Origin of the sequence: Kitasatospora sp. NPDC059795, assembly GCF_042732175.1 — a bacterium.
Taxonomy (GTDB): Bacteria; Actinomycetota; Actinomycetes; order Streptomycetales; family Streptomycetaceae; genus Kitasatospora.
Genome location: NZ_JBHWID010000005.1, coordinates 319,896 through 335,000 on the forward strand (window position 1 = coordinate 319,896; position 15,105 = coordinate 335,000).

The 15,105-nt window shown below is 72.5% G+C and carries 15 protein-coding genes and 1 pseudogene; 9 read left to right on the top strand and 7 right to left on the bottom strand.

All coding sequences use genetic code 11. The features are described from left to right. Window positions 1-370 precede the first annotated feature (370 nt). Both ACFV4P_RS13410 and ACFV4P_RS13415 read right to left on the bottom strand, forming a co-directional pair. A complete protein-coding gene (locus ACFV4P_RS13410; protein ID WP_073815608.1) occupies window positions 371-1,162 on the bottom strand; it encodes a DUF3050 domain-containing protein in 792 nt (263 codons plus the stop codon). Window positions 1,163-1,392: 230 nt separating this feature from the next. Beyond that, window positions 1,393-1,929 carry a TetR-like C-terminal domain-containing protein gene (locus ACFV4P_RS13415; RefSeq protein WP_380470768.1) on the bottom strand — a complete coding sequence of 179 codons (537 nt, stop codon included), beginning with the start codon at window positions 1,927-1,929 and terminating at the stop codon, window positions 1,393-1,395. Window positions 1,930-2,179: 250 nt separating this feature from the next. Between ACFV4P_RS13415 and ACFV4P_RS13420 the strand changes: the two genes are divergently transcribed. Continuing rightward, complete coding sequence (locus ACFV4P_RS13420; protein ID WP_380470509.1) at window positions 2,180-3,190, top strand: zinc-binding dehydrogenase; 1,011 nt, start codon at window positions 2,180-2,182, stop codon at window positions 3,188-3,190. Between the two features lie 103 nt (window positions 3,191-3,293). Here ACFV4P_RS13420 and ACFV4P_RS13425 read toward each other — a convergent pair whose 3' ends face one another. Both ACFV4P_RS13425 and ACFV4P_RS13430 read right to left on the bottom strand, forming a co-directional pair. Further along, on the bottom strand, window positions 3,294-4,091 hold the full coding sequence (locus tag ACFV4P_RS13425; protein ID WP_380470511.1) for a nucleotidyltransferase domain-containing protein: 798 nt from the start codon (window positions 4,089-4,091) through the stop codon (window positions 3,294-3,296). Window positions 4,092-4,188: 97 nt separating this feature from the next. Continuing rightward, window positions 4,189-5,040 carry a patatin-like phospholipase family protein gene (locus ACFV4P_RS13430; RefSeq protein ID WP_380470513.1) on the bottom strand — a complete coding sequence of 284 codons (852 nt, stop codon included), beginning with the start codon at window positions 5,038-5,040 and terminating at the stop codon, window positions 4,189-4,191. Window positions 5,041-5,121: 81 nt separating this feature from the next. On the opposite strand from ACFV4P_RS13430, the gene ACFV4P_RS13435 reads away from it, so the two are divergent. From ACFV4P_RS13435 to ACFV4P_RS13445, 3 genes are all read left to right on the top strand, one after another. Then, window positions 5,122-5,682, top strand: a complete 561-nt coding sequence (locus tag ACFV4P_RS13435) for a TetR family transcriptional regulator (RefSeq protein ID WP_380470515.1) — start codon at window positions 5,122-5,124, stop codon at window positions 5,680-5,682. 90 nt (window positions 5,683-5,772) lie between these two features. Continuing rightward, window positions 5,773-6,207: a carboxymuconolactone decarboxylase family protein gene (locus ACFV4P_RS13440; protein ID WP_380470517.1), complete on the top strand. Its 435-nt coding sequence runs from the start codon at window positions 5,773-5,775 to the stop codon at window positions 6,205-6,207. Window positions 6,208-6,291: 84 nt separating this feature from the next. Next, window positions 6,292-7,254, top strand: a complete 963-nt coding sequence (locus ACFV4P_RS13445; RefSeq protein WP_380470519.1) for an aminoglycoside phosphotransferase family protein — start codon at window positions 6,292-6,294, stop codon at window positions 7,252-7,254. A 31-nt stretch (window positions 7,255-7,285) separates the two neighbouring features. Here the strand turns inward: ACFV4P_RS13445 and ACFV4P_RS13450 are convergent, their stop codons facing one another. Both ACFV4P_RS13450 and ACFV4P_RS13455 read right to left on the bottom strand, forming a co-directional pair. Then, the gene (locus ACFV4P_RS13450; protein ID WP_380470521.1) at window positions 7,286-8,611 is read right to left on the bottom strand and encodes an alpha/beta hydrolase family protein; all 1,326 of its coding nucleotides are present in this window, start codon (window positions 8,609-8,611) and stop codon (window positions 7,286-7,288) included. A 102-nt stretch (window positions 8,612-8,713) separates the two neighbouring features. Beyond that, window positions 8,714-9,580: a class I SAM-dependent methyltransferase gene (locus ACFV4P_RS13455; protein WP_380470522.1), complete on the bottom strand. Its 867-nt coding sequence runs from the start codon at window positions 9,578-9,580 to the stop codon at window positions 8,714-8,716. Between the two features lie 126 nt (window positions 9,581-9,706). On the opposite strand from ACFV4P_RS13455, the gene ACFV4P_RS13460 reads away from it, so the two are divergent. After that, window positions 9,707-10,462, top strand: a complete 756-nt coding sequence (locus ACFV4P_RS13460; RefSeq protein WP_380470524.1) for a maleylpyruvate isomerase N-terminal domain-containing protein — start codon at window positions 9,707-9,709, stop codon at window positions 10,460-10,462. 42 nt (window positions 10,463-10,504) lie between these two features. Here ACFV4P_RS13460 and ACFV4P_RS13465 read toward each other — a convergent pair whose 3' ends face one another. After that, window positions 10,505-11,074, bottom strand: a complete 570-nt coding sequence (locus tag ACFV4P_RS13465; protein ID WP_380470526.1) for a hypothetical protein — start codon at window positions 11,072-11,074, stop codon at window positions 10,505-10,507. 91 nt (window positions 11,075-11,165) lie between these two features. Between ACFV4P_RS13465 and ACFV4P_RS13470 the strand changes: the two genes are divergently transcribed. The 4 genes and pseudogenes from ACFV4P_RS13470 to ACFV4P_RS13485 all read left to right on the top strand — a co-directional run bounded on the left by ACFV4P_RS13470 (window position 11,166) and on the right by ACFV4P_RS13485 (window position 14,770). Next, window positions 11,166-11,597, top strand: a complete 432-nt coding sequence (locus tag ACFV4P_RS13470; RefSeq protein ID WP_380470528.1) for a VOC family protein — start codon at window positions 11,166-11,168, stop codon at window positions 11,595-11,597. After that, a pseudogene (locus ACFV4P_RS13475) lies at window positions 11,594-11,839 on the top strand (recombinase family protein); the annotation flags it as partial. The gene ACFV4P_RS13470 and the pseudogene ACFV4P_RS13475, both read left to right, overlap by 4 nt. Window positions 11,840-12,979: 1,140 nt before the next feature. Continuing rightward, the gene (locus tag ACFV4P_RS13480) at window positions 12,980-14,203 is read left to right on the top strand and encodes a helix-turn-helix domain-containing protein (RefSeq protein ID WP_380470530.1); all 1,224 of its coding nucleotides are present in this window, start codon (window positions 12,980-12,982) and stop codon (window positions 14,201-14,203) included. A gap of 306 nt (window positions 14,204-14,509) precedes the next feature. After that, window positions 14,510-14,770 (top strand): hypothetical protein, encoded by a 261-nt coding sequence (locus ACFV4P_RS13485; protein ID WP_380470532.1) that lies wholly within the window; start codon window positions 14,510-14,512, stop codon window positions 14,768-14,770. The last annotated feature ends 335 nt before the right edge of the window (window positions 14,771-15,105 follow it).

Sequence of the window (15,105 nt, forward strand, 5' to 3'; positions counted from 1 at the left end):
ACGTCGGCCGTCGGTGAACCGGGAAGCCGTCCTGAGGGGAATCGCGGTCGCGGCGGCATCGAAGTCCGTGGCGTCGGTCATCCCCCGGCATACCCTCCGCGCGGTGCGCCCGCACCGAGCCGGCCGTCCCACCGGCACGCCCGCCGAGCGGTGACGGCCGGGCCGGGGACGGCGCGGGGACAGGCCGCGTCGCGGGGCCCGGAACCGGCCAGGCCCTCTGGGCAGTACCCCGGCGCAACTGCCGCGCCGAGGTCGGCACGAGGCCTCGTCATCCGGCTGGCACCGCCGAGAATTCCCCGAGAGGGGTCTCGGCGGTGCCGCCGGGCGGCCGGCGGGGGCCGGCGCCCGGCGGGGGCGGGGCGGTCGGGGCTCAGGCGGTGCAGTCCGCGAGGATTCCGTCCCAGAGGGCGACGCGGGCGGCCAGGGCGCGCTGGACGGTGTCGGCGCACTGGGTCCAGCGTTCGTGGTCGTCGCCGCAGAGGTCGATGAGCATCTGCATGGCCATCGGCGTGTGCTGCTCGCCGTCCACCTCGATGTGGCGGGCGAGGTAGTCCTTGAAGACGGTCAGCCGGTTGTCCGCGTCCTCGATCCGGATGACCTGCTCGAACATCTCCGGGATCAGGTCCTCGCGGCCGAACGCGAAGGCCGCGGCCTGGCAGTGCACCGGCGCGTTCTCGATGATGTCCCAGGTGACCGCCATGAACTCGGCGGCTGCGGCGGGTATTTCGGCCTGCTTCGCCGCGTCGGCGACCGCGGTGCCGGTGCCGAGCAGGCGCAGGAATTCGGTCACCGCGCCGGTGTCGGCGCCGGCCCGGGCCATGCCGTCGAGGTAGAGCTCGAAGTGGCTGATGTAGCCGTCGCCGAGCTCGTCGCTCTCCTCGACCAGGACGATTTCGTTGATGAGTCGCCGGCTCGCCGTCGGGCCGCTCGGCAGCCACGGGAGCTCCACGCACGTCAGTTGCCGTTGCAGGCACTTGAGCAGCGACATGAAGTCCCAGACCGCGAACACGTGGCGTTCCTGGAAGGTCCGGACCCGCTCCAGGGAGTTCAGCTCCTGGTAGATGGGGTGGCCGACGACCTCCTGGCGCACGGGCTCTATCGCCTCGCGCAGCGCGGTCAGGCCGGGGTGCGAGCGGTCCCAGTGGTAACGGTCGGAACTCATGGCGGCTCCAAGGCAGGGGGCAGCGATGCACTGACGACATGTCAGGCATGGGGCGTGTGGGGCGGATTGCGCGGTTCAGGCTACGGGAAGGCGCACACAAATCCGATGCCTCGGACTCCGAATTTTCACAAAGGCATCTCAGGGCAGTGCGCGGCGGCCGGGAGTCCGGGTACGTGCCCTTTCGGGCAGCGCCGCGCACCACTCGCCGGCCAGCCTCGGCGGGGCCGGGGTCAGCGCGGGGACAGGCCGTCCAGCACCAGGTCGACCAGGGAGTCGAGGAAGGCGGGGGTGACGGGTTCGCCGAGCAGCAGGTGGCGGGCGAGCAGCGGGCTCATCAGCGCCTCGACGGCCGCCCGGGGGTCGGTGTCCGCCCGGATCTCGCCGCGTTCGGCGGCCCGGCGCAGCAGCAGTTCGGCGCGCTCCAGCCGCGCGGCCCAGTAGGCGTCGCGGTGGCTGCGGGTCTCGGCGGTGGCCGGGGCGATGCTCAGGTGCAGCAGCGCGGGGCCCTCCGGGGTGTCGAGGAACGCGGCGAGGGCGGTGAGGAGTTGACGCAGGTCCTCGCGCAGGGTGCCGGTGTCGGGCAGCGGCAGCGCGTGGTCGGTCCAGTCGGCGAGCGCCTCCAGCAGCAGCCGCTCGCGGGTGCCCCAGTTGCGGTACACGGAGGTCTCGTGGACGCCGGCGGCCGCGGCGACGGCCGACACGCTGGCGGCGTCGAGTCCGCCCTCGGCGAGGAGTCGTACGGTCGCGTCGAGCACGGCCCGCCGCATGGCTGCACCGCGCCGCCGCAGTGGCGCGGCCGGCCCGGCCTCGCCTTCCGCAGGTCCGTTCTGCTTGTCGCTCGACACCCCCGAAGCCTAACGCAGGCCTCCTTGCATTGCCGCGCACGGCGTCGTAGCCTCGGCAATGCAAGTCGCCTTGCGATATCCCTCGATATCCCTCGATAGCCCTCGCTATCCGCGCAGGGCGCTGCGGCAACAAGGCCGCCGACAGTCCGCCGTCGGCCGGAGAGGATCGACCATGGCCCGGATGCGTGCCGTCCGCCTGCACCTGCCCACCCGCAAGCTGAGCGTCGAGGAGGTGGAGCGTCCCGTCCCCGGCCCCGGCCAGGTGCTCATCAAGGTGGAGGCGGCCGGCGTCTGCCTGTCCGACGTCCACCTGATCGACGGCTCGCTCACCCCGCTCCACCTCCCGGGCGAGAGCGTCACCCTCGGGCACGAAGTCGCGGGCACCGTCGCCGAGTTGGGCCCGGAAGCGGGCAAGTGGCAGGTCGGCGACCGGGTCGTCCTGCAGGCCGGCGAGCAGCGCGACGGCATCACCTGGACGCGCGGCGTGGACTACGACGGCGGCTGGGCGGAGTACGCGCTCGCCCGCAAGGACACCCTGATCCCGCTCCCCGAGTCGATCTCGTTCGAGCAGGGCTCGATCATCCCGGACGCGGTCTCCACCCCGTGGGGCGCCATCACCACCACCGGCCAGGTGCGGCCCGCCGAGCCGGTCGGCGTGTGGGGTGTCGGCGGTCTCGGCGCGCACGGCGTCCAGCTGCTCCGGGCGATCGGCGCGAACCCGATCGTCGCCGTGGACCCCTCCCCCGCAGCCCGCGAACGCGCACTCGCCTTCGGCGCGGACCTGGTCCTGGACTCGGCCGACCCGGAGCTCGCCGCGAAGATCGGCGCCGCGACCGGCGGGGCCGGCCTGGCCGCCGCCTTCGACTTCGCCGGCGTGCCCGCCGTCCGCGAGCAGGCGATGACCGTCCTCGGCGCGCACGGCCGACTGGTGCTCGTCGGCCTCACCGACCAGCCGCTGACGGTCACCAACAGCGTCCGCTTCTCCTACCTCCAGCAGCAGATCCTCGGCCACTACGGCTCCGGCGAGACCGCCGTCCCGCAGCTGATCTCCCTCGCCGCCGGCGGCCGCCTCGACTTCTCCCGCTCGGTCAGCGACGTCCTCCCGCTCGACCGGGCCGCCGAGGCCGTCGAGCGCCTGCACACCAAGCAGCGCAACCCGATCCGCCTGATCCTCAAGCCCTGACGCCCCGCCTCCACCCGCCCCGCCGGACCGACACCCCCGTCCGGCGGGGCGCTCCCCTGCGCGGCCCGGGCCCGACCGACGCTCAACGCCCGGCGGCCGTCGCTCAACGCCCGGCGGCCGACTCGGCGACGCCCCGCCAGGTCCTCCGACAGCCCACGGACAGCGGGGCGCCGACGAGGTCGAGCACCTGCTCGGCTGCCCTGGCCAGGAGGGCCGGGTCGCCGGAGTGGCACAGCCGGCGGTGGCCTTCGAACAGGGCCTGGCCCAGCGTCCCGTCCGCTTCCCGGAGGCGTCGCGCGAACCACTTGCCGCTGCCGACCCAGGCGCGGCGGTGGTCGCAGAGCAGGTCGGCCGCCGCACTCAGGACCGCGCCGGCGACGGCCAGTTCCTCGATCCGGTCCCGCGTGTCCGCCAGGTCGGTCGGGGCTGTCGGGTCGGTCAGGGCTGTCGAGTCTGTCGGGTCGGTCAGGTCGGTCAGGAGGTCGGTCAGTCCGTACCGCTTCGTATCGACCGCCTCCGGGTCGAGGGCCGGTGGCCCGTCGAGGAGGTCGGCCTTCGCGCGGGCCCGGGCCCGGGCCCGGGCGCCGTGCCCGTGCGGGTCGAGCAGCACCCGGCCGGTGGCGTACATGCTCTGGGCGACCGCGCGGCGCGAGGCCGCGTCGACGGCGAAGATGTCCGTGAGGCCGGTCTGCGTGTGGACGAAGAGTTCGACGACGCGGTCCTCGAAGCGCACCGTCTCGCGGTAGGTCGCGCCGTCCTCCGGCATCAGGACCGCGATGTCGAGGTCGCTGGACGCCGTGGCGCGCCCCGAGGCCGCCGAGCCGGCGAGAACGGCGGCGAGCGCGTCCGGGAAGCGGTCGTTCACCAGGCGCCGGGCTTGGACGATCTGATCGGACGTCATGGCGGTCACCGTCGCACGCCGCCATCGCCGCCGGCCGCGACACGGTTTCCGCGGTGCCGCCGCCGACTGTCCGGTCGGCCGGGCCGCCCGCGGCTGGTCAGCCTCGGTCCGCGTCGGCTCCGGCCGTCCAGGCGAGGCGGAACTCCTCGGCCGTGTCCGCACCCTGCCGGAGGCCCTCGGCGTAGGCCGGGGCCCAGGCCGTTCGGTCGTTCAGGTCCGGACCGAAGGCGTGCAGGGAGGCCTGGTCGGGCTCGACGGTCAGGGCGGTGTGGGGAGCTGCGGCCGCCAGTTCGCGGTGGAGCAGTTCGCGGGGGAAGAGGTGCGCCTGCGGGTCGACCACGACGAGGGTGCGGGCCCCGGTGGCGAGTGCGGCGTTGGTCGCGGAGTGCAGCGAACCGTCGAGGTAGCGGCGGCCGTTGACGGTGATCGGCGGGTAGATGCCCGGGAAGGCCGTGCTCGCGGCGACGGCGGCGGCCAGCGGTGCGCCGCTCGTGCGGGAGAAGACCGTCTGGGCACCGGTCTCGGCGTCCGTCACGGGAATCAGCAGCTCGCGCGAGGACGGCCAGCGGTCGGTGCCGATCATGGCGTGCATCCGGTCGATGTGGGCCTGTTCGGGGCCGGTCTCGGCGGCGAGCGCGATCCGGCCGACCCGGCGGCGGGCCTCGTCCGGGTTCGCGGCGGCGTCGCGGAGGACGGCGAACGCCTCGCCCAGGCGGCGTCCGTCCACCCGGGGCGGGGTGCCGCCGACGGGGCGGGGCGGGGTGGCGAGGTGGTCGGGGTGCCGGCCGGTGGCGAGCAGGGCGGCGGTGATCGCGCCGGCCGAGGTGCCGACGAACAGGTCGGCGTCGGCCGGGTCGAGCCCGCTGCGGCGCAGTCCGGCGGCGAGTCCGGCCGTCCAGGCCGTGCCGACGAGGCCTCCGGCGCCCAGCACGAGTGCCCGGGTGTGCATGACTGTCCCCTCTCGTTGTTGAAACAGTCGTACCATATATTGACGCACGTTCAACTCCGCAGCGAAGAAAGGACGTTCACCGTGGGACGACCGCCGAACCCGGACCGCCGGGAGGCCACCCTGGCGCGGGCGACCGACTACGTGCTGGCGCACGGCCTGGCCGGGTTGAGCCTGCGCCCGCTGGCCGCGGCGCTCGACACCAGCCCGCGAATGCTGCTCTACGACTTCGGCAGCAAGCAGGAGCTGGTGGCCGCCGTGCTCGCCGAGGCCCGCCGCCGGGGCGCGCACCGGCTGACCGAACAGCTCCCGCCGACGGCCGCCTCCGCGGAGGAGCACCTGCGCGCCATCTGGGCCTGGATGAGCGCCCCGGAGCGCGCCCCGTTCGTCCGGCTGTTCTTCGAGGTGCACGCCGACGGTCTCGTCCACCCGGAGAACTACCCGGACCGGGCCGAGGCGATCACGGGCTGGTTCGACACCCTCGGCAGCACGCTCCGCGGCATCACCGCAGGCCCGGGCGACACCGTCACGCCCACCCTGGTGATGGCCGTCGTCCGGGGCCTGCTGTTCGACCTCACCACCACCGGGGACCGCCACCGCACCGACCTCGCCCTGGACCGCTTCTGCGCACTCCTCCGGCCCTGAACGAGGCCCGACCCGCGTTTGCGTTCGAGCGCACTCCAACTCCTACGGTCTGCACCGTTCACCCCGCACCCACGAACGGAGACCACCGCCATGACCAGCACCGAAGCGACCGACACCGACGCCGCCACCACCCGGCAGCAGCGCCTCGACCACGGCCTCGACGTCCTCGGCCGGATCGACGGCGAGGCCGGCCGGAACGTGCTCGCCGCGCTGTCCGACGTCTCGCCGGAGCTCGCCCACCAGGTCGCCGCCTGGGGCTTCGGCGAGATCTACGCCCGCCCCGAACTCGCGCCGAGCGATCGCCAGTTGGTCACCCTCGGCATGCTCACCGCGCTGGGCGGCTGCGAGCCGCAGCTGCGGGTGCACGTGAACGCGGCGCTGAACGTCGGCCTGACCCCGCAGCAGATCGTCGAGGCCCTGCTGCACTCCGCCGTGTACTGCGGCTTTCCGCGTGCCCTGAACGCCACCCTCGCCGCCAAGGAGGTCTTCGCCGAGCGCGGCCTGCTCCCGCTCCCGACGGCCTGACCGGCCGCGCGCGGCGGGAGCCTCCCCCGGCCCCGGGGGTATTTCGTTCGCTTCGGCACGGGTGTGTGTTGAATCCTCGGAGGCATGACACTGCACGAGGACGAGATCCCGACCGACGAACTACTGGTCCGCCGTCTGCTGGCGGAACAGCGGCCGGAGTGGGCCGAGTTGCCCGTCCGGGCGGCCGGGTCCGGCACCGACAACCGGATGTTCCGGCTCGGTGACGGCCTGCTGGTGCGGCTGCCGCGCACGCCGGGGACGGCCGACGCGGTGCGCAAGGAGCAGGTCTGGTTGCCGCGCCTGGCACCGGAGTTGACGTGCGTGGTGCCCGAGCCGGTGCACCGGGGCAGGCCCGGCGGCGGGTTCCCGCTGCCGTGGTCGGTGTACCGGTGGATCGAGGGCGCCGAGGCCGGCCAGGAGTCGGTGGCCGACTGGGCCGCGTTCGGGACGGAGTTGGCGGCGGCGGTCCGCGCCCTGCACGCCGTCCCGCTGCCGCCCGAGGACGAGCGGCACGGCCTCCAGTGGTACCGGGGCGGGGAGTTGGCGGCCTGCGCCGACTCGATCGGCGCGTCCTTCGCGCAGGCCCGCGCCCTCCCCGGCCTCCGCCAGGGCCCCGGCCTCCGCCAGGGCCGCGGCCTCGGCCAGGGCCTGGACCTGGACCTGGACCTGGACCGGCTCGAAGCCGTCTGGCGCGCCGCGCTGGCCCTGCCCGTCCCGTCCGCGCCCCCGGTGTGGCTGCACGGCGACCTGAAGCCGTCCAACCTGCTGGTCCGGGACGGCCGGCTGCACGCGATCATCGACTTCGGCTGCCTGTCGATCGGCTTCCCGGACGCCGAGCACGCCCCGCTGTGGGACGTGCCGGCCGCCGCCCGCCACGCCTACCGTGCCGCCCTCGGCGTCGACGAGCAGACGTGGCAACGGGCTTGCGGCTGGGCGGTGGCCGTGGCGATCAGCGGGGTGCCGTACTACTGGGAGAGCGATCCGGCCTTCGTCGCCGAGTGCGTCGCCCGTCTGCGCGCCGTCCTGGACGACCCGGCCGGGCTCTGACCTCCGGGCCGGACCCTGTCCCCCGGGCCGGTCACGGTTCGTACACCATCTCCGGGAAGTTCCCGGAGGGCCCGTCCAGCAGGTGGTCGTCGTGGCCGCGCAGCCAGCGGTCGAAGAAGCTCGCGACGTACGTCCGGGTGGCGAGGACCGCCCGGTCGGGCCGGATGTCGCCGACGCCGTCGTGCAGCGCCTCGGCGGAGATCGCGCCCTGGCGGGCGAGTTGCGGCAGCAGCGACTCGGCGTCGGTGTACGAGGCGTGGCGGGAGCCGTCGAGGGTGAAGTCGGCGTGCCAGCCGGTGCTGTGCTGCCACAGCGCCTCCCAGCCGGGCTGCTGCTGGTGCGGGCCGGAGTCGTCGTTGCGGGTGCCGAGCAGCAGGAACGGGCGGTCCAGGCCCTTCTCGGCGACGTCCGTCAGGTAGACGCCGGTGCGGCCGTCCCGGCCGGGGAAGTGCAGCTGGCCGTCCATGTTGACGGCCGCGGCGATCCGCGGGTCGTCGTGCATGGCCTGGAGGGCGGTGGAGCCGCCGCCGGAGTGGCCGACCATGCCGATCCGGCCGAGGTCGAGGGCCGCGCCGACACCGGGCGGCAGGGTGCGGGAGTCCTTCAGCCGGGCCAGCTCGTCGAGGACGAACCTGGTGTCGTCGACCCGGGTGCCGATCATCTTGCGCAGCAGCGCGCCCATGTCGAGGGCCGGGTCCTGGGCCAGCTCGGGGAACACCGAGGTGGCCAACTCGCCGCCGGGAAGCGACACTTCGGACGCCTCCCAGGTGTGGTCGACGGTCACCACCACATAGCCGCGCGAGGCGAGGTCCTCCACCAGGCCGGTCCCCCAGGTGCGCGGGTCGCCCAGGCCCGCCGAGTACAGCACCACCGGCCGGGCCCGTCCGGGCAGCGCGGGCGCGTCGGCGCGGGCGTGGGTGCGCACCCCCGACCAGTCGGTGCGGTCGGGCTCGAAGCGTTCGTTCATCCGTCCGACGCTCCCGGCGCTGCCGAAGTGCGCGCCCGCGTCGGGGGTCATGTACGGCGCTCGGTCGGCGCCGGACGCCGGGCGGGCGGTCGGGTACCAGAAACTGATCATCAGCTCGCGGGGCCGTCCGGCCTTCCACGGGTCCTCCCGCCCCTGGTCGACCAGGTGCACGCTGGTCGTGCCGACCGCGTACGGGCCGGTGGGCGCCGGCAGCGCCGCCGTCGCCAACTGCCCGGCCGGAGCCTGCCGCCCCGCCGTCTGCGCCGTCGCGCCCGGCGCCCCGGCCACGCCCAGCGCCACCGTCGCGGCCAGCACCGCCGCCGCCATCGCCCGTCCCCGCCTGCCCATCGTCCGTCCCCCTGCTGTTGTCTTCGCTACGTTCTTCGGCACGGGAGGGACGGTACGGGCGGGGCGGGTGCGAAACCGTCATACCGGGGAGCCAACTCGCCCGGGGCTACCCCGGCATGACGCTCCCGCAGCAGGTGCCCCGGCCTACCGCTCCGGTACCACCGCGTGGGCCAGCACGGAGAGTTCGAACGGGCGCAGCGCGTCGGTCCGCTCCTCCCACGGTTGGGGGACCAGGGTGTCGCGCTGGCGCAGGTAGCCGAGCGGGCGCAGGCCGTGGCCGGTCAGCAGGGTGTCCATCTCCTCGACGGTGAGGAAGGTCCGCCACGGTTCGCCGTTCTCGGCGACTGCTGCGTGCACCTGTTCGGCGTACAACTGCCCAGCGGGGTCGCGGTGTTCGGCGGGTAGCAGGTGTTCGGTGAGAAGTTCGGTGCCGGGTGCGAGCGCGCCGACGGCGGACAGCACCCGGCCGATCGCCTCGGTGCCGAGGTACATCGTCACGCCCAGCCAACTCACCACCGCCGGCCGTTCGGTGTCGAATCCGGCAGCCGTCAGGGCGTCGGTCAGGTCGCCCTGTTCCAGGTCGAGCGGGACGAAGGAGACGGTGGTCGGGACGGCGATTCCGGCGGCGGTCAGCCGGGCCCGCTTCCACTCCTGCATGGCCGGGTGGTCGACCTCGAACACCCTGATGGGGTGGGCGAGTTCACTGCGGTAGGCGAAGGTGTCCAGGCCGGCGCCGAGGACCACGTACTGGTCGATGCCGCGCCGGGCGACGGCCTCGGCGAGGCGGTCCTCGGTGCAGCGACTGCGGGTGACAGCGGAGGTCCGGGCACCGGCCAGGATCGGGTGGGCGCCGAACGCGCGGTGGTAGCCGAGCAGTTCGTCCGCGCGCTCGCCGAGCAGGGCGGAGGCGAGGGTGTCGGCGAAGATCGGCGGTTGCTGATCGACGAGCAGGTGGGCGGCGCGGGCGGCGGCCGACATCAGGGCGGTTCGACTGGGAGCGCGATAGTCCATGCCCAGAAAACTAATATGCTGACGCCACATCATATCACATTAATAAATCTTTCCACAGTGTTTATCGGTACGTCTTCCGCAACAATTCCCGCGCGCAGCGGCGAGGGCCCGTGATAGGCAGAGGGAATGGCTCTCACACCCGCCTTCCCGGCCCTGCTGGCCCAGATCGACGCGCTCTCCGCGACCCTCCGCCGCACCGTCGCCGCCGCGCCCGACCCGCAGGCCGTCGTCCCCAGCTGCCCGGACTGGCGGCTGCCCGACCTGCTCGATCACGTCACCGTCGTGCAGCGGTTCTGGACGTCCGCCGTCACCGCCGGGGCCGGCTTCGTCCCGAGCCGGCCCGAGTTGGAGACCGGCCTCTCCGCCGAGCAGGCACTCGCCCGCTCGGCGGAGACAACTGCCGATCTCCTCGCGGCACTTCGCGCAGCCGGCCCGGACCGCCCGTGCTGGACGTGGTGGCCGGGCACCGACGCCCCGCAGACCACCGGGGCGGCCGCCCGGCATCAGGTGCAGGAGGTCGCCGTCCACGCCCATGACGCCCAACTCGCCGTCGGCGCACCGCAGTCGGTCGCGGAGGCGGTCGCCGTCGACGGCATCGACGAGTTCCTTGTCCTCTCCTGGGGCACCGCCGACCACTGGACGCACGGACCGGCCCGCGTCCGCCTGCGCACCGACGAGGGTCCGACCTGGCTCGTCGAACTCACCGCCGACGGCACCAAGGCCCTCGCCCCGGACGAGGGTCCGGTCGCGCTCGAACTCGCCGCCCCCGCCAGTGAGTTGCTTCTCACCCTGCACCGGCGACGTCCACCCACGGCCGTCCGTACCACCGGCGCCGACCCGGCGCTCCTGCCGCTCCTCCTCGACTGGCCCCGCCTCGGCTGACGCCCCAACGGCCTGCCGACGCCGGGCTGTTCGTCATCGCCGTCACCGCCGTCGCCGTCGGCGGCCCGTCCGCGGGTCGTCGGCGGCGCCGAACGAGGTCAGGGCGGCGGCCAGCACCAGGAAGCTGCCGATGACGGCGAACGCGGCCGGGACGCCGGTGAAGATCCGGACCTCCGCCCCGCGTCGGCGGTCGTACTCGGCCTGGCCGATCTCGGTGCGGACCAACGTGCGTCCGTGCGCGCCGGATTCGGCCTTCGTCCAGTAGTAGCCGGTGGCGTCCTTGTGGACCTCGGCCGCGTCGGAGCCGGTGGCCAGGCCGACCGCGATCAGGCAGGCCGTCAGCGCGTAGCAGAGCTTCACCCCGCGCGGCAGCCGCCGCAGTTGGTGCCGCAGTCCGTCCACCCCGTCCCGGCGCAGGAACGGGACGGACCAGGAGCGGGCCAGGGCGGCGGCGAAGACCAGGACGATCGCGGCCAGCGTCGACGCCCACAGCCAGGCCGGCGCCACCCACCGCAGCGGCGGCACGGTGGCCGCCAGGCAGAGCAGTTCGACGGCGCACAGCACCCACGCGGCGACGAAGTGGACCCGGTGACTGCCCCGCAGAACCTCCATGCCACACCCCGTTCAGCCGTTCCCCCGAATCTCGCGCAGCCTATCCCCGGCATGCCCCCGCAGGGCACCCTTGCCTGTCCAGGATGGCCGAATGGCATGCCGTATCAGCGAGTTGATCCTCGACTGCAACGACCCCGAGCTCCTCGCCGCGTTCTGGTGCGAGGTCCTCGGCCACGTCGAACTGGGCCGCGAACCCGACGGCGGCATCGAGATCGGCCCGCCCGCCACCGGCTTCGGCAGCCCCCTGCCGACGCTGATCCTCAGCCCCACCACCGACCCCCGCCCGTCCCGCCTCCCGCTGCACCTCGACGCCAGCCCCACCGACCGCGACCAGGCCGCCGAACTCGCCCGCCTGCTCGCCCTCGGCGCGAAGCCCGCCGACGTCGGCCAGACCGGCCAGGAGCCCTGGCACGTCCTCGCCGACCCGAACACTCCGGATTCACAGTTCTGGAGTGAGTCCCGGTGCCGACCACCACCCTTACCCGTGACCAGCAGGGATCGCCCCACTCCCACGGGAGTATGACCGCTACGACTTTGCCCGGCACCGAGGGCACCGTGTTCTCTGGGCGCCTGCGTGGCCTCTCCGCTATCCGCCTGTCTGTCCTGACGGACGAGACCACCAGCCCCGAACGGCAGCGCGAGGCCAACGACCGCGCGACCGGACTGAACAACATTGACTTCGGCGAGGGCGACCAGCGCCGAGAGGCTGTCGACCTTGACGTGTCGGCGAGCAAGACCGCTCCGTGGGAACGTCCGGAGCGAGGCCTGACCATGAACCCCGACGTTTCCAAGGCTGCCGACAAGCTCGCCAAGCTGCGCGCCCAGGCCGACAAGTACGCCACACCGCTCGCCGAGGCCGAAGCCGCCCTGGCGGTCGCCCAGGAAGCCGAGGCTGCCCGCCAGGCCGAGCGCGCGGCGGAGTACGACCGTGCGTTCGCTGCTTCGTGGCGTGAGCGCGCACAGCAAGCCAGCGACGCTGACCGGGCCAACCGGGAACGGTTCGTCGAACTGCTCGCCGAGGAACCGTGGTTCATGGCTTACATGGCGTCCCGCGCCGAGCGGTACAAGCGCGAGAAGATCATGCATGCCGCCCAGCGTGCCCAGTCCGCCACTGGCCAGCCGGGCACCGTGCCGCAGCCTCGCATGTATGACCTGCGCCTGATAGAGGACCTGATCGAGACCACCGAGGGCATGGCGGCCGAGATCGGCGCAGACTGCGCGGAGGAACTCGAAGCCAAGCGAACTGCCTACATCGAAGCGACGGACTGACATGGCCGTTGATGCTCTCGACCCCGGCCCGGATGGGAACTATCCGTACTTCCCCCGGGACGCACACGGTCGGCCCGTGTGGTCGGACTCTCCAACTGGCCTGCCAGCACTCAACGGTGGGGCTCCGATGCCGAGGGGTGTCCAGCCGATGCGCGACCCGCATGACCCTGGCCGGCTGCTGGCCGTCGACGTGACACCGAGGAAGCCGGACGGTCGACCGATTGATCCGCCGGTGATCCCTCCGCGGGCTCCGACATGAGGCGCACGTCCGACGTATGACCGACCGACACAGGGTCGAAGCCCCGCACCTACCCCACCCGGGAGCCTCCCCTCTCCTGGCCGGAAGCGCGGCAGGGAGGCAAAAACTCTGATGGCGAAATCGGGCGTTTCTGTCTGCGCAGGCGGAAATGCCCGATGGCGGCTCTGGTCCCTAGGATCAGTCACGAACGGCCCTCATACTCCCTTCCCTAGCGGGCGGTGGGTGTGGGGGCCGTTTTTCGCGTCGCACCATAGATGAGCTTGCGGCCTAGGCAGGACGAAGCCCTGTCGCCCCGTGGCAGGGCAGCAGGGCCGTAGCCATGCGGCTTGCCACGGCTGACGCGGTACGGTCCCTGTAGTCACGAGGGAGGGTGAGCGGTGCTGGAGGAACGGGAGACCATCGGCAAGCGCGTGAAGCGCCAACGCCTACGGCTGGGTATGCCGCAGGCTGACCTAGCCGCGGCGATCGGCAGGACCCAAGGGTGGGTGTCCAAGGTTGAAAACGGCAAGGTGGAACTTGATAGGGCAAGCATTATCAACCACCTTGCGGCTGCTCTGCACTGTCACCCCAACGACCTGATCGAGCGCCCGTACGTGGCGGGCAAGTCGTCCGAGAATCAGTGGCAGGTGTCGGCCTCGGGCATCTTGCGTGAGCTGCGCCGCTACGACTTGACCCCAGTTTTCGACGGCGCGCCGCGCCGGTCCGCCGAGCTGTGGCGTGACACGCTACGCCTTCACCGGCTGCGCGACACAGCATCGAACGTTGCCATCCTGCGCGTACTGCCGGACATGCTCCGCGAAGCACGCGCGCTGGCTGAGGTGTCCACCGGCCGGGAGCGGGAGGAGTCGTTCTCGGTCTATGCGGTGTGTTGCAAGTTCGCCCACACGGCGGCTCATGCTCTCGGGCACCCGGAGTTGGTCACGATGGCGTGTGAGCGCGCAGCCTGGGCGGCTCGGCTCTCAGGTGATCCCGTGCTTCCCGCCGTGGCCGACTGGATGCGGGTATGGGACATGTGGGCCAGCGCGGACTGGTCCGATGCCGTCGCACTGTCGGATCGGGCGCTGGGCTCGATCGAGGGGGAGTACCGCGCAGGTGATCCCTTGGCCGTGCGCGCTTGGGGGACACTGCACCTGCGGGCCGCCGTCTCTGCCGCTCGCGCTGGTGATCCTCCGGTCTGCGAAGATCACATCCAACAGGCTCGGGAGGCAGCGGGCCGACTCACTGGGCAACCCTCCTTCGACCGGCACTCTCTGACCTTCTCGCCCGGAAATGTCCTGATCCATGCCATCTCTGTACAGGTGGAGATGGGGGACCACTCACAAGCCTTGACGCTCGCCGAGCGATCCGACCCGGCGCAGATTGAGGCGCTGCCGAACTCGCGGCGCGGTCACCATTGCATGGATGTAGCTCGCGCCTGGCTCTGGAACGGGAACCGCGACCGGGCGTTGGCGGAACTCGAAAAGGCGGAGCGGATCGCCCCGCAACTGATCCGCAACCATCCCATCGCCCGCGCCACGCTCCGGAAGATCGTTTACGCCGAACGGGCTTCTACGCGCGAGAAGTTGAGGCGCATGTCTGATCGCTTCCACCTGGACGGGTAGGGCTGCATTCCACTGATTCATACTCAGCTGTAGTCGCCCGCATACTTTCTGTCGCATGAGCGGACGACGTAAGACTCCTAGGGGCGATCCCCCTTGCAGCGCCTCTCGGGGGGCTGCTCGTTTATGGCCCCAACTCGGCGACTTGGCGCGAGACTTGGCCAATTGTCGAACGGGCGTGGTGGTCGACGTTCCTGGGGAAGGTGTGTTCTCGTACCACCTTCGCCCCGAGGGTGGCGGCGAAGAGTGGACCTCACCAGCGGATGGGTCGTTCCTGGCTCCGGTTGAGGACGGAAGCGAGGAACCGACGTGACCCGGCTGACGCTGACAACGGGTCTGTTGACGCTCGGCCTCGGTGCCGTGCCCGCCGGCTTCGTGCTCGGGTTCGCCATGCTGGACCCGAACGACACGCGGCGGTGGGTCTGGTGCTCCGTCGCCCTGGCGGTCGCGCTCATTGGCGTGGCCTACGGTCCGGATTGGGTCGAGGGGTGGCAGCGCCGAAGACGGGCGCGGGCCCGGGTCCGTGCTGCACTGTGCCGCGAGGCCGGGGAACGGCGGGCGGGGCAGTGAGCGAGTCGCCCGAGTGGTGGTCCGGATTCTGCGTGCCGTGCGCCGCGGAAGCCGAAGTCACCGAGATACTGTCCACGCCCCGGCGGAAGCGCATGACGGTCTGTTCCGCGCACTACGGGCCGTACGTCCGACGGCTGTGCCTTGGGCCGAAGCTGAACGTGTGGGCCGGTGCGCTGAACCGTCACCGGGGCTCCGCGCGGGTCGACGCCGCGGTGTAGCTCCCCGATCTCCCGGGGCTGCCGCCTTCCTCCCCGCGGCACCCTCGGGCACCAACTCCCGTCCCGAGCATGGCCAGTCACGTGACATGGCTCGGGCGGGGCAAAACCCGCCGACAG

Coding starts and splice junctions, on each gene's coding strand:
- ACFV4P_RS13460 (WP_380470524.1), top strand. CDS start 9,707: ATGGCTCTCACACCCGCCTTCCCGGCCCTGCTGGCCCAGATCGACGCG.
- ACFV4P_RS13430 (WP_380470513.1), bottom strand. CDS start 5,040: ATGCACACCCGGGCACTCGTGCTGGGCGCCGGAGGCCTCGTCGGCACG.
- ACFV4P_RS13470 (WP_380470528.1), top strand. CDS start 11,166: ATGGCATGCCGTATCAGCGAGTTGATCCTCGACTGCAACGACCCCGAG.
- ACFV4P_RS13455 (WP_380470522.1), bottom strand. CDS start 9,580: ATGGACTATCGCGCTCCCAGTCGAACCGCCCTGATGTCGGCCGCCGCC.
- ACFV4P_RS13425 (WP_380470511.1), bottom strand. CDS start 4,091: ATGACGTCCGATCAGATCGTCCAAGCCCGGCGCCTGGTGAACGACCGC.
- ACFV4P_RS13445 (WP_380470519.1), top strand. CDS start 6,292: ATGACACTGCACGAGGACGAGATCCCGACCGACGAACTACTGGTCCGC.
- ACFV4P_RS13465 (WP_380470526.1), bottom strand. CDS start 11,074: ATGGAGGTTCTGCGGGGCAGTCACCGGGTCCACTTCGTCGCCGCGTGG.
- ACFV4P_RS13415 (WP_380470768.1), bottom strand. CDS start 1,929: ATGCGGCGGGCCGTGCTCGACGCGACCGTACGACTCCTCGCCGAGGGC.
- ACFV4P_RS13420 (WP_380470509.1), top strand. CDS start 2,180: ATGGCCCGGATGCGTGCCGTCCGCCTGCACCTGCCCACCCGCAAGCTG.
- ACFV4P_RS13440 (WP_380470517.1), top strand. CDS start 5,773: ATGACCAGCACCGAAGCGACCGACACCGACGCCGCCACCACCCGGCAG.
- ACFV4P_RS13410 (WP_073815608.1), bottom strand. CDS start 1,162: ATGAGTTCCGACCGTTACCACTGGGACCGCTCGCACCCCGGCCTGACC.